The following is a 13,473-nucleotide window of genomic DNA, read 5'->3' on the forward strand; positions in this document are numbered from 1 at the left end:
TATTAAAACCTATAAATAAATGACCATACATAAAGAAGGCTATACCTCACTCGCTATTACTATCCTGTTCATTTTTGTATTAAATGCGCTGATCCAGTTTTACATGCCTACAGCACATACATTAAAATGGATAGTTTACATTTTTTCGGGTGCTTTATTTTTGATCATCCTGCAGTTTTTCCGCAGTCCGTTCTTTGATATTGAAACCGCCGAAAATACTATCCTTTGCCCTGCGGATGGCAAGGTTGTAGTAATAGAAGAAACTGAAGAAACCGAATTTTTGAAAGATAAACGCATTCAGCTATCTGTTTTCATGTCGCCGGTTAATGTGCATGTTAACCGCAATCCTATTGCAGGCGTGGTAAGCTATTTTAAATACCACAAAGGTAAATACCTGGTGGCCTGGCACCCGAAATCATCAACCGAAAACGAACGTACAACCATAGCTATCGAAAACAGTAAAGGTGTAACCGTGTTGTTCAGGCAGATAGCCGGTGCGCTGGCCCGCCGTATAGTTTGGTATGTAAAACAAGGTGATATTGTTGATCAGGGCCAGCAGTTTGGCTTTATTAAGTTTGGCTCGAGAGTGGATGTTTTTCTGCCGCTGGGCACTAAGATCCTGGTGAACATCGGTGATGTAGTAAAAGGTGGTCGTACCATTTTAGCCGAGCTGGTTGATGCTGAGCCTTTAAAAGAAGCTGCAAAACCTGATGTAATTGTTGTTCCTGAGCCGCCTGCGGCACCGGTAGATCCTGCTGTTTTGGTAGAAGAAACACCGACTATGAATAGCATAACGCCGGCTCCTTCGCTGGTGGTTGATCATCCCGAAGCCGCAGAAGGCCCAGCTACGGAAGAAGACACTACAGAAAAGGCCACTAAGAAAAGGTCATCTGCACCAAGACGAAAAAAAGCTGGCGATGATGCGGCTAAAGAAGCGGACAGCGAATAATTAGCATACGTTTTATATAAGAAAGGCAGATGGGGAACTCATCTGCTTTTTTTGTGCCTGGATAGCACCCTTTGTCGCGGGTTTAGCGATAGCGTAACCCATGATCCTGCATTGTTGAAGCTTTCAGCTTTAAATAATCTATTTTTTCCTTAGCTCAAGTTTTGTGGGCGGGATAGCTGAGGGGTAACTTGGGCTTGCGTGTCAAGACTCGGAAAGCACAAGTCACCAATCGCACATCTCTCCGCTGTCGCGGGTTTAGTGATAGCGTAACCCGTGACTCTGCATTGTTGAAGCTTTCAGCTTTAATAATCTATTTTTCCTTAGCTCAAGTTTTGTGGGCGGGATAGCTGAGGGGGTAACTTGGGCCTGCATGTCAAGACTCGGAAAGCACAAGTCACCAATCGCACATCTCTCCGCTCAAGACTTGCGCTAAGGGCTTGCGTGTCAAGACTCGGAAAGCGCTAAGAGCGAAGCTTTCAGCTTTATCTTAAGCTGAAAGCTTAAGTTATGGTTCACCACGGGTTACAAACCCGCGGCAGTTGGTTCTGTAACTAAAAGCTTTCGTCTGAAAATCAATTAATTACTATGATGGCAGCCTAAAAACCTTCATATAGCAAAAGGCCTTACCGAAATTACTTCAGAAAGGCCTTTTATATTCTATATACCGCTAAGCGGCTGGATAAATTAAACGCGTTTTGATTTGATACGAGCTGCTTTACCAGTAAGGGCACGCAGATAGTACAGTTTAGAACGGCGAACTTTACCAACGCTGTTAACTTCGATCTTGTCGATGTTTGGAGAGTTAACAGGGAAGATACGCTCAACGCCAATGCCATTTGATACTTTACGCACAGTAAAAGTTTCGCTTACACCAACGCTGTTACGCTGAATAACAACACCTTGGTAAACCTGAACGCGTTCTTTATTTCCTTCTCTGATTTTATAGTGAACACTTACAGTATCACCAGCTTTGAAGGATGGAAGCTGCTTTTTTTCTACTGATTGCTCTTCAACAAATTTTACTAAATCCATGATTTTAAGCTCTTAATGCGATTTTTAGCCCGTAAAAATCGGATTGCAAGTATAGGGATTATTTTCAATAAAAGAAAGCCAAATTTAAAAATTTCCACATTTAGTATTTTTATTAACAACGCGTTGTGGTTTACGCAGACTTAGGAAGTTTTTAAAACTCCGTAAGTCATACCTGAGGATTAAGGACTGACTTTATTTTTCAATAATATCCGGCACCGGTTTCTTCTCCGTAAAATAAGCGATAAGCGTATATATCAGCCCGATTAAAAGCAGGTTGAATACAAAATTAATGAGCGTATCACTCACCGAGTGCGAGCGTTTATCGATATCAACAAAAGTAAAAACAGCATAAGCAAGCGCTACGGCCAATATGATCCAGCCAATAATAGACACCGGCAGGTAGATGATCCCTTTGCGGGTAAACCAGTTTAATTTCATGATGATTAGTTTTTGATGGATATGTTTTCTGTCATGGCGAAATTGATGAACGCGAACACAATGGCAAGGCTGATAAGGATCAATACAATGTTCCACAGTTTTAACCTGATACTGATATTGAGCTCTTTTACTTTGCGCCTGTCGGGATCTATTGGCCGAACCTGTACATGAATAATAGAAAGCAGGTTGATGACTATGCATACAATAGGCAGGATAAATAATACCAGCGGGCCAACATAATCAATATAAGGTACTTTTTCCAGCTGTACCATCACGCTGAACATAGCACTAAACCAGTTTGCATTAATGTGGAAGTGATAATACATGAATACGCACAGCAAAAAGTAGCAGGGCACTATCACCAGCCATAATCCCAGGGCTGCCGAACGCCCGGCGTTCATGATGGCCATTTTCACCATATCCTGGTGTTGGGATGGATTTACATCGGGTACTTTTAAATTTTCCATTTGCTTTAAAAATTCATCTTGATCTTTCATGTTAATTACCCTTATAATGCATTAATTGGTTTTGGTTGCAGCGGTTAAAGCATATTTCTTAATTTCTCCAGCCCGCGCGAGAGCAGTGATTTTACTGTGCCTTCATTTTTATCCAGGATCTCGCTGATCTCCATATTGGTTTTCTGTTCAAAGTATCTTAAGGAAATTACCTCCTGGTATTTAATATCAAGCTTAAGCAGGTTTTGGCGGATGCGGTTATAATCATTAAATGCTTTCAGCTCCTGTTCCATCATTTCGCGCTCGTTACCTGCATGGTCATGCAGCAGCTTTTCCATCTGCGGATTTTCCAGCAGTTGTTGTAGCGACTCCGGTTTGTATTTGCTGCCGCGGTAATATTGGTTAAGCTCGTTGGTAGCAATACGATAAAGCCATGATGACAGGCCTATCCCCTTCCATTTAAATGAACCTATCTTCAAAAAAGCTTTAAGGAAAGTTTCGGCTGCGATATCCCTTGCCAGGTCATAATCTCCGCAGCGGCGCATAATATAGCCAAATACCGGTTTATACCAACGGTCGAACACCTGCCCAAAGGCAGCCGGGTTGGTTCGGCATTGTTCAATAAGCTGGGCTTCGGTGTGGTTAGGGTTCATAGCTGCAACGGCACTATAATGCAGTAAGCATTATTTGGTTGCAATCTAATTTAGGAAAAGAACATCGTTAAAATGACAGTTGTGTTTTAACGCAAGGTTGAATTTTGAATAAATATATCAGGAGATAGGCTATAAATTGGTATCATTGATATATGCCATACCGTATGCGTTTTAATTTAAAACAAAACCCTTATTTCCTGTTTTCACCGTTCCTGATTTATTACGTTTATCGTGTATTGAAATTTAAATACCCAGTGCTGTATGGCGATGAGCCCAGGTACGTGGGTTTTGCATCTAACTTAATTCGTGGTTTTTATTCGGCCCCCGCACCTGATATCAATTTATGGAGTGGTCCGGGTTATCCTATTGTACTTATGCCTTGTGCTGCGTTGCATTTGCCAATTATTTGGTATTCCTTATTAAATGCGCTTTTCTTTTACCTGTCGGTGGTATTTTTTTATCAGGCCCTGCGTTATGTGGTTAAGGAAAAACTGGCAATGCTATTTGCTGTTATATGGGCATTTTATATTAATCTTTACCAGTTTTTACCCGCTATTTATACCGAGGTTTTTACTTCATTTTTAATAGTAAGTATTGTATACAGCATCACCCTGTATTATGTGAAACGTAAAACAGTATACGTTGTACTTTCAGGTTTTCTGATTGGTTTCCTGGCCTTAACCAAAATCATTTTCGGTTATGTGATATTGCTTTGTTTGGTTATCTGTTTGCTGTTAAGTATTATAAAGGCGATAAGAACATCTTGTATTAAGGCAGTTTGTATCTTCGCTATAGCCTTGCTTACTACAGTGCCATACCTTTCTTATACCCAACACCTTACCGGAAAGATTTTTTACTGGGGAAACTCCGGAGGGATGAGTTTGTACTGGATGAGTTCGCCTTATGACTTGGAATATGGCGACTGGAAGGTTCCCTATCTGTCTAACTCAATACTCCCGATGCCGTTTAAATCAACCGAAGGCGATTCGCTGCTGCAAGCAAATCATGCCAAAGAGATATCTTTTATCATGGCGCACCAGGCCGTTGAACAGGATGAGCTTTTTAAAAAGGCCGCAATTAGGAACATTAAACAGGCACCTAAAAAATTTGTAAAAAATTACCTCTACAACATCTCGCGGATGCTTTTTGATTTTCCTTATTCATATACCTATCAGGTTACTCAAACAATAAGTAACATTATTACAGGGTCCCTGCTTTTGTGGACTTCCGTTATTTGTTTAGCCGTAAGTATAATTAACCGGAAGAAGATCATCTATCCGGTTAAGCTAACAATGCTGCTTTTTACGGTTTACTTTTTACTTAGTGGCTTTGTAAGTGCTTACGTGAGGCAATTGGATGTTATAGTGCCGATACTGCTTTTTTGGATAGCCTGCACTATTAATAAAATGCCAAAAATGAGCCTCAGGTTTAAAGAGGGGGCTGTTTAATCGTTATCCAACAAATCAGGCCTTCTGGCCCTTGTGCGCTCTAAGGCCTGCTCGTGGCGCCATTTTTCTATTTCGGGTGTGTTGCCTCCTAAAAGAATTTCGGGTACCTTGTGGCCGTTCCAGTCGGCCGGGCGGGTATAAACGGGGGCGTCCAGCAGGTCGTCCTGGAATGAATCAGACAGGGCGGATGTTTCATCACTCAATACGCCGGGGATAAGCCTCACTACTGCATCAACCAGTACGGCTGCGGGTAGCTCTCCGCCCGAAAGTACATAGTCGCCTATCGAGATCTCGCGGGTTACATAAATGTCGCGGATACGCTGATCGATGCCTTTATAATGACCGCAAAGGATAATGATATTTTTTTTGATGGAAAGCTGGTTGGCGATAGCCTGATTGAGTGTTTCACCATCGGGCGACATGAAAATGATCTCGTCATATTCACGTTCTGATTTTAATTTTTCAATACAAGCCGCAAACGGAGGGATGGTCATCACCATGCCGCTACCGCCGCCGTAAGGGTAGTCATCAACACTTTTTTGCTTGTTGGTGGCATAGTCCCTCAGATTATGAACAACAATTTCAGAAATCCCCTTTTTCTGCGCACGCTGCAAAATGGAATGAGCAAAAGGGCTTTCAAGCAAACCTGGCAATACAGAGATGATATCGAAACGCATATTTTCTTCAGACTCAGGATAAAAGAATCAGGATGCAAGATTACTGAAAAATGTGCTGTCTCCGAAATTGTCTTGATTCCTGAGTCTTGCAATCTTTTTTCTATAGCCTATCCCCGATGCTGATAAACTCCCCATAAATTACCCGCAGGATCAGTAAAATGTGCCGTGATCTCCGGGAAATCCTTACCTATGGGTTGAACGATGATACCTCCGTTGGCCTCTATCAGATTAAGCGTTGCTTCTGCATCGTCAACCATAATGGAGATCAGTAACCCTGCTTTGCCCATTGGCTCACGACCGGTTACCCACATGCCGCTTACTTCGCCCACGCCGTCGTCAAAAGAGGCAAAGCCATGATTGTCGGTGCGGATATGCCAGCCGAAAACTGCCTGAAAAAACTTTGATGATACGCTGATATCATTGGCCGGAATTTCGATGTAGCATATTTTGCCGTTGCCGTAGGTGGGTTGCTTTTCCATAATAGTGCTTTTTATCTTGTCTCTTGATTCTTGTTGCTTGCTTCTATACACTATATCGCTTTCTCAATCATCCATCGATGCCCAAAAGGATCAATAAAGTCGCCCTGGCGGTAGCCATAGTCCCAGTCCGTTACCTCAGAAGCTATCTTTGCACCTGCTCGTCTTGCAGATTCCATCACCGCGTACACATCATCAACAAAAAGACCGATGGTAACACTGGTAGCTTTTGTGGTACCGGGGCAAAGCACAGCCGTTCGTTCTGTTTCCTCGTGCAGGTGAAAAATGGTTCCATCTATCGATAGCTCTGATACATGGATGCTGCCATCATCATTGCTGAAGCGCCTTAGTTCAACCGCGCCTAAAGCTTTAATGTAAAAGCTGATGTCGGTTACACCATGCGGAATGGCTAACTGCGGTGCGAAGCTTGGTTTTGTTGCCATGGTTATATTGATTTGGTTAATCTTCTTCGTCTAACGAAAAAACGTCTTCTACAGGTTTGCCAAATACACGGGCTATTTTTAAAGCCAGCACGGTAGATGGCACGTACCTGTTACTTTCGATGGTGTTAATGGTTTGCCGCGACACCCCGATAAGCTCTGCAAGCTCGGCCTGGGTTATGTTTTTGATGGCCCGCTCAACCCTGATGTTGTTTTTCATGCCTGCCCCTCTTCCTTATTGATAAGGCGGTTGTTCTGAAAAATCTTCCACCTGAAGCGGACAATAAAAAACACAAGCGGTACCAATAAATTTAAAAACAAAATATGTTCGGTGTCTTTACTTAATATTAAACTCAGCACCAAAAGTATATAATTTACATAAATAGCCCATTGCAGGGAATCAAGCCGGAGCTTAAAGATCTGTTCGTCCTCTATCCGTTCTTTAGCAAATGCGATAAAGAACAAACCGATAGCCATGAGCAGCGTAGTGGTCATAAAAAAAATGTGATGACTGTTAAACAGGTCGTCGCTTACGGGCTCATCGTGCATGCTGAAGCCCATTTTTTTTTTAAACATCACAATGGGGATATGGATCAGGAAAAGCGCAAGCCCCAGGTACCTGAACCAGTGCGGAAATAAAAAGCGTGATTTCATGATTGCATTGCTCCTTTAACTTCTGTTGTTAAGCCTCTGTTTAATAAAAACATCTTCCACCTGAAACGGACGATGAAAAATACCAGCAGGGTTAATACATTATACATCGTGAACATCAGGAAAGTAATGCCATAGGAGGCGAAGATGAGTACCGCGAAAACAGCATAATTAACGTAGACGGCCCATTGTAAAGAATCTGACCGGAGTTGTACTATATGCTCATCTTCAACGCTTTCTTTTGAAAACGCTAATAAAATTAAACCTGATAATACCATAAGCAACTGGATCTCATCATCAAAAGATTCATCTCTTGAAGCTCCCCAAAAACTGTTTCCAGTTGAGAAACTGTGCCATACAAAAATCTCTTTTGAGCTGTTTTGCGAATAAATAAAAAAGGCAATTCCTGCTAAAAATAAAAACAGCCCCAGGAACCGGACTTTTGACGGAAATAAGAATCGTGATTTCATAATTGTAAAGTTTGGCTTACCAAAAGTAAAATAAACTTTACAAATGTCAAATATATTTGACAAAATATTTTTTTAATCACGCCAAATAAAAAATGCCCTCGGTGATAAATAGCTTTCGCCCCTTTGGCAATGAGATCCGGCCATTATCAAATCCTTGTAAAATAAAAGCCGATGTAGGAATTGAGGATATTATTAAAAAAAGCTGCTAATATAGATTGGCTTATAAATCTTTAATATCTTAGTATAAGGCAAATAACGCACGAAGAAATGATTAGGATGGCGGAGAATATGAAAGTAGCTAACACGAAAAAAAGATGACTGATTTAGAGTTGTATGATGCAATTAGGCTTGAATGCCATGATAAAGCGTTTCACTGCTTTGGATATTCATATATTTTTGAAAAAAGAGCTAACCTTTTTAGAAAGGTTGTATATCTTATTAAAGCATTGGGAATACTCGTGCCAGCATTAATAGGAGCAACCGTATTAGGATATGGGATACACAATAGCACACTTATTTGGATTGTATACATAGCCATTCCTGTAATGATAATTCAATTCATATTTTCGCTTATTACTATTTTATATAAATGGGACGATGAGTTATCATATGCATATGAAGCAAAGGTTTCTTATGATAATTTATACTCCAAATACAAAAAATTGGGTAAAACGCCACCGTTGAAGTATTTAGATTTAAAAAGGGAGTATGATTTAATCGAATTGGAAAAAACGCTTAGAAATCAACAAGATTCCCAACACGGAATAAAAGATTGGGAGTTGAGACGAGGCATGAGATATTCGCTTCGTGAGCATAAAGAAAAATGTCACGGATGCGAAATAATGCCATTATCTATTATATCTACAGACTGTTACGTTTGTGGCAACTTTTCACTTAAATACCAAACATATAAATCATGAGTCAAAAAACTGAAAACATTAAATTAGCATATACTGATTTAGACTATGCTGAAAGATTAGAAATCCAACAATGGATAAAAGACTACGAAGCGTCTGATTTTAAGCAAAGAGACTCCATAAGGGAGACCTTTAACAAGAGTTTAGGCCCACGAGCTACCGCATCTTGTAAATATTGTGGGAAATAAGATTATGGTTAGAAAATAATAGCCTATATGTACAAAATACAATAGGTTCAATTGCCAAGTATCATAAATGTCCTTATCCACGTACTTTGTTGCGGATGGATTTTTCTCATGTCTAATTTTTTTTAAATTTTTCCAGGTGGTGTACAGTTACCAGTCTGTTGACAAATCATTTTAAATAGAAAATGCCCGTGAGGACACGGGCATAGGGTTCAAATATCTTATTTCTTTATTCTAAAAGCTATCCTTCCAGATAGATATCCAGCAATCCCTCCGGCAAATCGATGTAAATTTCACCACCTTCAACATCTATTCCTTTAATGATCTCTAAGTTAAGCGGGAAAAGTACTTCCTTATTTTTGTACTGCACAGTAGCTATCAATTGCTGTGGATATTCCTGTACAGTTAGTATTTCGCCCAGTTCGCCGTGGGTTTCATCTATAGCGATAAAGCCTTCCACATCGTTCAGGGTAAATTCGCTTTTCTTTCTCTTTGGCTTCAGCTTATTGGGCAGGTAGATATCCCGTTTAACCAGTGCCGATGCTTTTTCAATGGTATCAACATCTTCCAGGTTAAGATAAGCATTGTTTTTTTGCAGGTATTTTATTGATGATACAAAATAAGGGATCATTTTGCCGGCAATATCAATGAACACCGCGTTAAATTTAATAGCTTCTATGCCATCAAAATCAACGTAGATCTGTAGCTCACCTTTTAAGCCTTTGGTTTTTAGTACACTGCCTATTCTGAAATGATCTTCAGCTTTCATATAAAATGAGTTAAACAATAATGGCGAAGCTGTTTGCCTCGCCATTATTCGGATTTAAGAAATCAAGCGTAAAAATTAAAGACAAAATGTTCTTATTGCCTTCTGTACGCTTAATCAAATAATTATTCTGCGCTTTCAGCTTCTTCAGTTGCTGCATCTTCTGCAGGAGCTTCAGTTTCTTCGGCAGCAGGAGCGTTTTTAGCAGCAATAGCAGCAGCTTTTTCTTCGCTCTTTTTAGCTTCAGCAGCTAAAGCAGCTTTGCGGGCTTCGTCTTTAGCAACGTTAAGGCTGGATTTTTTACCGGTAATTTTGCCTTCTTTCTGGTCAAGCCATTCAGCAAATTTGGTTTCCAGTTGCTCTTCGGTTAAAGCACCTTTTTTAACACCGCCTTGTAAGTGTTTTTTGTACAGCACACCTTTGTATGAAAGGATAGCACGACAAGTATCGGTAGGCTGGGCGCCGTTGTTAACCCAATCTAAAGTTTTGTCGAAATTAATGTCAATAGTTGCGGGGTTTGTGTTTGGGTTGTATGAACCTAAACGCTCAATGAAGCGTCCATCACGTGGAGCGCGTGAGTCTGCTACCACGATGTAATAAAAAGGTTTACCTTTTTTACCGTGTCTTTGTAGTCTGATCTTAGTTGCCATTGTAAATTTTTATGTATTCAACATTATCCCCGGAGTTCTTTCTGCGGGGATGCAAAGGTATTAATTTTTATCATAATTAAAAATGGTTGATAATTAATTATTTATGGTTGAAGTGAATGGTTGATTGGGTTGACTGGTGAATGGTTGTTTTTGTAGGACATGATTTGGTTTATTTAGCTGTTTTTTAAACTTAACATTGCAGTAATTTAAAAAAATCGCAATTTACCTGCCATGAGCATCAACAGAAAAACACGCATAGCAATTGACATGGATGAAGTTATTGCCGATACCATTGGCAAATTCATCAGTATGTATAAAGAAAGGCATGGTGAAGAAATAAGCCTGGGCAATATGGAGGGCAGGGAGTTTAGGGAGATCCTGCCGCCGCATTTAAGCGAAACCCTGCGGGTTTATATCAACGAGCGCGGTTTTTTCAGGGATATCCCGGTGATGCCGGATGCACAGGAAGTAGTGAAAGCCCTGCATGAAAAATATGACGTGTACATAGCATCGGCAGCTATGGAGTTCAAGTACTCGCTGGAGGATAAGCAGGAATGGCTTGAGGAGCATTTTCCATTCATTTCATGGACAAACATTATTTTTTGCGGGCACAAGATTTTGGATGTGGATATTATGATCGACGACCGGATTAAAAACTTCGCCACATTTAATGGCCGTAAAATCCTGTATACCTCACCGCATAATATGCTGCTTACCGACTATGAACGGGTAAATACCTGGAAGGAAGTTGCTGCTAAATTATTGTAGTTGTTTGTTTATCATATAAATAGCTTTATCTTTAAGTATTTACAGTTGTTTATGTTTAACCCAAATCCGGCTGCAAACGGAAATTGTACAATTGTTTTTGATATCGACGAACAAAAATATCTGTTTGTAAGTGAAAGCTTTTACAGTCTTTTTGAAGTAGGTGCCGATCATCTACGTCAAAGTGTTGATTTTTTGATTGGGCTGGTAAAGCCTGAAACTTTTGCCGGTATAAAGCAACTTACCGATGGGCTTGCTATGAACGAGTCAATTCAGATGACTTATCACCTGGAAGCCGGCCAAAAGCAGTTAACCGAAAAACGGACACTTGCTGCTGACGGGCTTACCGGCCATAAAATCATATTAAGTAATATAACCTCTGCCCTCGATGGTGTTCATACCCTGATCCCGTTCAGCAGGCCTGGGCTGAGCGAGCAGTTCCTCAATTCGCTTATTGATTCGCAAACCAATTTCCTGGTAAGGATTGATATCAATGGTAAATTTAGCTTTGCTAACCGCCGGTTTTTTAAAACCTTTGGTTATGACGAGGCTGACATAATAGGACATCATTTTTCGAAAACTACCATTCCGCAGGATGCGCAACTGTGCCAGGACGCTTTTGTAGACTGTATTAATAATCCGGGCAAAATCATCAGGCTTGCCCACAAAAAACCTGCTAAAGATGGAAGCCTGTATGACACCGAATGGGAATTTGTTTCCATAGCCGATGGCAACGGAAGTGTAGTTGAAATACAAGGCATAGGCAGGGACATTACACCGCAAATGCAAATGCGCGAAGAGGCTCTGCAAATGAAAGACAGCCTTGAAGCCTTGATCAATAATACCCAGGACCATATCTGGTCGATTGACAAAGAACTGCGGTATATGTATATGAACCAGGCTTATGTTGAGCAGGTAACCCATTTAACAGGTGTAAAGCCTTATAAAGGGCAATACTCTTATAAGCATGAAGGATTTAGCAGGCAAGTAACTGATGATTGGACGGTTTATTATAACCGTGCTTTAAGCGGAGAGCGGTATGATATAATTAGTGAAAGCACCGACCCTGTGAGTGGGCAGCGTTTGTACTATGAAGTTAGTTTCAATCCTATTTATACCGCTGGGGGCGATGTTATAGGTGTAGGATGCTTTGGCCATAATATCACCGACAGGCTTAAAATACAAAAGGAGCTTGTGGGCCAGAATGAACGTTTACGGAACATTGCTTCTTTAAGCTCACATGAGCTGCGACGGCCGGTGGCAAGTATGCTGGGACTTATCGGCTTAATGGATCATGAAGATTTCTATAACCCCGAAAATAAGGAGATCATAGCACACCTGTTTACCGTGAGTGCTGAAATTGATACCGCGATAAGGCTTGTGGTTGACAGCACTATTGCCAAATAAAACAGGCCCGCTTGATTAAGCCGGGCCTGTTTTATTTATCGTTTTAGCTTAATTACATAGAAAGCATCTCAACCAGTTTGATCATATTTGGATCAATACCCTGGTGATGTTTGATAGCATGCTCAAACGGGGTATAAGCAATTTCGCCATTGATGAGGCCTATCATTTCGTTGCGGTGCCCGTCTCTTAAAGCTTCAACAGCAGCAGCGCCAACACGGCTTGCCAATACCCTGTCCATGCAGCTTGGTGCACCGCCGCGCTGTATGTGGCCTAAAATAGAGATGCGGGTATCATAATTAGGGAACTTTTCCTGTACTAACCTGCCAACCTCAAACGCGCCGCCGGCATCTTCGCCTTCGGCAACAATTACTATACGCGATGTTTTGTCTTTACGGCCAAACTCAAGGCGGTTTAATAAACCTTCGAGCCCGGTTTTACTTTCGGGGATCAGGATAGCTTCGGCGCCGGTAGCAATACCGGTACGTAAAGCAATCAGGCCCGAGTCGCGGCCCATTACCTCAACAATAAATAAACGGTCATGCGATTCGGCAGTATCCCTGATCTTGTCAACGGCGTCAACAACAGTGTTAATGGCTGTGTCGTAACCGATTGTAAAATCGGTGCCAACCAGGTCATTATCAATTGTACCCGGTAAACCAACCACCGGAATATCATATTCGCTGCCAAAAACTTTAGCGCCGGTAAAGGTACCGTCGCCGCCAATAGCTACCAATGCATCAACTTTATTTTTTACCAGGTGCTCATATGCTGCCTTACGACCTTCGGGTGTTCTGAACTCATCACACCTTGCAGTTTTAAGTATTGTACCACCACGCTGAATAATGTTTGAAACGGATTTACGGTTCATGGTAAAAAAATCACCTTTGCCCATGCCGTCGTAACCACGGCGGATCCCCGTGACTTCAATTCCGTAATACATGGCGGCACGTACAACCGCCCTTATGGCAGCATTCATTCCCGGTGCATCGCCACCTGAAGTAAAAACGCCGATATTTTTGATCTGAGTCATTTTTTTGTTTTGATTATGAACGGGCTAACCTATTCATAACTAATTAGGGTTGTAAATATTGTTA

At 41.2% G+C, this 13,473-nt stretch carries 18 protein-coding genes and 1 pseudogene; 6 read left to right on the forward strand and 13 right to left on the reverse strand.

Annotated features, from left to right (window positions below):
- Positions 1-19: 19 nt before the first annotated feature.
- Positions 20-673: pseudogene (locus SNE26_RS25200) on the forward strand (phosphatidylserine decarboxylase family protein); the annotation flags it as partial.
- 960 nt (positions 674-1,633) lie between these two features.
- On the opposite strand, the gene rplS reads toward SNE26_RS25200, so the two are convergent.
- The 4 genes from rplS to SNE26_RS25220 form a co-directional block, all read right to left on the reverse strand.
- A complete protein-coding gene (rplS, locus tag SNE26_RS25205; RefSeq protein ID WP_090532282.1) occupies positions 1,634-1,981 on the reverse strand; it encodes a 50S ribosomal protein L19 in 348 nt (115 codons plus the stop codon).
- Between the two features lie 192 nt (positions 1,982-2,173).
- The gene (locus SNE26_RS25210; RefSeq protein WP_321556619.1) at positions 2,174-2,419 is read right to left on the reverse strand and encodes a hypothetical protein; all 246 of its coding nucleotides are present in this window, start codon (positions 2,417-2,419) and stop codon (positions 2,174-2,176) included.
- Positions 2,420-2,424: 5 nt separating this feature from the next.
- Positions 2,425-2,916, reverse strand: a complete 492-nt coding sequence (locus tag SNE26_RS25215; protein ID WP_321556620.1) for a hypothetical protein — start codon at positions 2,914-2,916, stop codon at positions 2,425-2,427.
- 44 nt (positions 2,917-2,960) lie between these two features.
- Positions 2,961-3,527, reverse strand: a complete 567-nt coding sequence (locus tag SNE26_RS25220) for an RNA polymerase sigma factor (RefSeq protein WP_321556621.1) — start codon at positions 3,525-3,527, stop codon at positions 2,961-2,963.
- Between the two features lie 164 nt (positions 3,528-3,691).
- Here SNE26_RS25220 and SNE26_RS25225 point away from each other — a divergent pair, with 164 nt between their 5' ends.
- Positions 3,692-4,975, forward strand: coding sequence for a hypothetical protein (locus SNE26_RS25225; RefSeq protein WP_321556622.1), 1,284 nt, complete (start codon positions 3,692-3,694; stop codon positions 4,973-4,975).
- Here SNE26_RS25225 and trmD read toward each other — a convergent pair.
- The 6 genes from trmD to SNE26_RS25255 all read right to left on the reverse strand — a co-directional run bounded on the left by trmD (position 4,972) and on the right by SNE26_RS25255 (position 7,689).
- The gene (gene trmD, locus SNE26_RS25230; RefSeq protein WP_321556623.1) at positions 4,972-5,652 is read right to left on the reverse strand and encodes a tRNA (guanosine(37)-N1)-methyltransferase TrmD; all 681 of its coding nucleotides are present in this window, start codon (positions 5,650-5,652) and stop codon (positions 4,972-4,974) included. The genes SNE26_RS25225 and trmD overlap by 4 nt on opposite strands.
- 107 nt (positions 5,653-5,759) lie before the next feature.
- Complete coding sequence (locus SNE26_RS25235; RefSeq protein WP_321556624.1) at positions 5,760-6,131, reverse strand: VOC family protein; 372 nt, start codon at positions 6,129-6,131, stop codon at positions 5,760-5,762.
- Between the two features lie 50 nt (positions 6,132-6,181).
- On the reverse strand, positions 6,182-6,571 hold the full coding sequence (locus tag SNE26_RS25240; protein ID WP_321556625.1) for a VOC family protein: 390 nt from the start codon (positions 6,569-6,571) through the stop codon (positions 6,182-6,184).
- A gap of 16 nt (positions 6,572-6,587) precedes the next feature.
- Complete coding sequence (locus SNE26_RS25245) at positions 6,588-6,788, reverse strand: helix-turn-helix transcriptional regulator (protein ID WP_176625861.1); 201 nt, start codon at positions 6,786-6,788, stop codon at positions 6,588-6,590.
- Positions 6,785-7,222 carry a hypothetical protein gene (locus SNE26_RS25250; RefSeq protein ID WP_321556626.1) on the reverse strand — a complete coding sequence of 146 codons (438 nt, stop codon included), beginning with the start codon at positions 7,220-7,222 and terminating at the stop codon, positions 6,785-6,787. Before SNE26_RS25250 ends, SNE26_RS25245 begins: the two co-directional genes overlap by 4 nt.
- Positions 7,219-7,689, reverse strand: a complete 471-nt coding sequence (locus SNE26_RS25255; protein ID WP_321556627.1) for a hypothetical protein — start codon at positions 7,687-7,689, stop codon at positions 7,219-7,221. The genes SNE26_RS25250 and SNE26_RS25255 overlap by 4 nt, the downstream gene beginning before the upstream one ends.
- Before the next feature lie 314 nt (positions 7,690-8,003).
- Here SNE26_RS25255 and SNE26_RS25260 point away from each other — a divergent pair, with 314 nt between their 5' ends.
- Entirely contained in the window at positions 8,004-8,609 is a 606-nt protein-coding gene (locus tag SNE26_RS25260) for a mobilome CxxCx(11)CxxC protein (RefSeq protein WP_321556628.1), read from the forward strand.
- Positions 8,606-8,794: a hypothetical protein gene (locus SNE26_RS25265; protein WP_321556629.1), complete on the forward strand. Its 189-nt coding sequence runs from the start codon at positions 8,606-8,608 to the stop codon at positions 8,792-8,794. The genes SNE26_RS25260 and SNE26_RS25265 overlap by 4 nt, the downstream gene beginning before the upstream one ends.
- A gap of 238 nt (positions 8,795-9,032) precedes the next feature.
- Here SNE26_RS25265 and rimM read toward each other — a convergent pair whose 3' ends face one another.
- Positions 9,033-9,605 carry a ribosome maturation factor RimM gene (gene rimM / locus SNE26_RS25270; protein WP_321556630.1) on the reverse strand — a complete coding sequence of 191 codons (573 nt, stop codon included), beginning with the start codon at positions 9,603-9,605 and terminating at the stop codon, positions 9,033-9,035.
- 77 nt (positions 9,606-9,682) lie between these two features.
- Positions 9,683-10,207 carry a 30S ribosomal protein S16 gene (locus tag SNE26_RS25275; RefSeq protein ID WP_321556631.1) on the reverse strand — a complete coding sequence of 175 codons (525 nt, stop codon included), beginning with the start codon at positions 10,205-10,207 and terminating at the stop codon, positions 9,683-9,685.
- A gap of 231 nt (positions 10,208-10,438) precedes the next feature.
- Between SNE26_RS25275 and SNE26_RS25280 the strand changes: the two genes are divergently transcribed.
- Positions 10,439-10,975, forward strand: a complete 537-nt coding sequence (locus SNE26_RS25280; RefSeq protein WP_321556632.1) for a 5'(3')-deoxyribonucleotidase — start codon at positions 10,439-10,441, stop codon at positions 10,973-10,975.
- A 51-nt stretch (positions 10,976-11,026) separates the two neighbouring features.
- Positions 11,027-12,379: a PAS domain S-box protein gene (locus SNE26_RS25285; protein WP_321556633.1), complete on the forward strand. Its 1,353-nt coding sequence runs from the start codon at positions 11,027-11,029 to the stop codon at positions 12,377-12,379.
- Between the two features lie 52 nt (positions 12,380-12,431).
- Here SNE26_RS25285 and pfkA read toward each other — a convergent pair whose 3' ends face one another.
- On the reverse strand, positions 12,432-13,409 hold the full coding sequence (gene pfkA, locus SNE26_RS25290) for a 6-phosphofructokinase (protein ID WP_090532241.1): 978 nt from the start codon (positions 13,407-13,409) through the stop codon (positions 12,432-12,434).
- Positions 13,410-13,473 lie beyond the last annotated feature (64 nt).

Source organism: Mucilaginibacter sp. cycad4, from assembly GCF_034263275.1.
Classification (GTDB): Bacteria; Bacteroidota; Bacteroidia; order Sphingobacteriales; family Sphingobacteriaceae; genus Mucilaginibacter.

Coding starts and splice junctions, on each gene's coding strand:
- SNE26_RS25225 (WP_321556622.1), top strand. CDS start 3,692: ATGCGTTTTAATTTAAAACAAAACCCTTATTTCCTGTTTTCACCGTTC.
- SNE26_RS25250 (WP_321556626.1), bottom strand. CDS start 7,222: ATGAAATCACGCTTTTTATTTCCGCACTGGTTCAGGTACCTGGGGCTT.
- trmD (WP_321556623.1), bottom strand. CDS start 5,652: ATGCGTTTCGATATCATCTCTGTATTGCCAGGTTTGCTTGAAAGCCCT.
- SNE26_RS25285 (WP_321556633.1), top strand. CDS start 11,027: ATGTTTAACCCAAATCCGGCTGCAAACGGAAATTGTACAATTGTTTTT.
- SNE26_RS25240 (WP_321556625.1), bottom strand. CDS start 6,571: ATGGCAACAAAACCAAGCTTCGCACCGCAGTTAGCCATTCCGCATGGT.
- rplS (WP_090532282.1), bottom strand. CDS start 1,981: ATGGATTTAGTAAAATTTGTTGAAGAGCAATCAGTAGAAAAAAAGCAG.
- SNE26_RS25220 (WP_321556621.1), bottom strand. CDS start 3,527: ATGAACCCTAACCACACCGAAGCCCAGCTTATTGAACAATGCCGAACC.
- SNE26_RS25245 (WP_176625861.1), bottom strand. CDS start 6,788: ATGAAAAACAACATCAGGGTTGAGCGGGCCATCAAAAACATAACCCAG.
- SNE26_RS25275 (WP_321556631.1), bottom strand. CDS start 10,207: ATGGCAACTAAGATCAGACTACAAAGACACGGTAAAAAAGGTAAACCT.
- SNE26_RS25235 (WP_321556624.1), bottom strand. CDS start 6,131: ATGGAAAAGCAACCCACCTACGGCAACGGCAAAATATGCTACATCGAA.
- SNE26_RS25210 (WP_321556619.1), bottom strand. CDS start 2,419: ATGAAATTAAACTGGTTTACCCGCAAAGGGATCATCTACCTGCCGGTG.
- SNE26_RS25215 (WP_321556620.1), bottom strand. CDS start 2,916: ATGAAAGATCAAGATGAATTTTTAAAGCAAATGGAAAATTTAAAAGTA.
- SNE26_RS25280 (WP_321556632.1), top strand. CDS start 10,439: ATGAGCATCAACAGAAAAACACGCATAGCAATTGACATGGATGAAGTT.
- SNE26_RS25265 (WP_321556629.1), top strand. CDS start 8,606: ATGAGTCAAAAAACTGAAAACATTAAATTAGCATATACTGATTTAGAC.
- pfkA (WP_090532241.1), bottom strand. CDS start 13,409: ATGACTCAGATCAAAAATATCGGCGTTTTTACTTCAGGTGGCGATGCA.
- SNE26_RS25255 (WP_321556627.1), bottom strand. CDS start 7,689: ATGAAATCACGATTCTTATTTCCGTCAAAAGTCCGGTTCCTGGGGCTG.
- rimM (WP_321556630.1), bottom strand. CDS start 9,605: ATGGCGAGGCAAACAGCTTCGCCATTATTGTTTAACTCATTTTATATG.
- SNE26_RS25260 (WP_321556628.1), top strand. CDS start 8,004: ATGACTGATTTAGAGTTGTATGATGCAATTAGGCTTGAATGCCATGAT.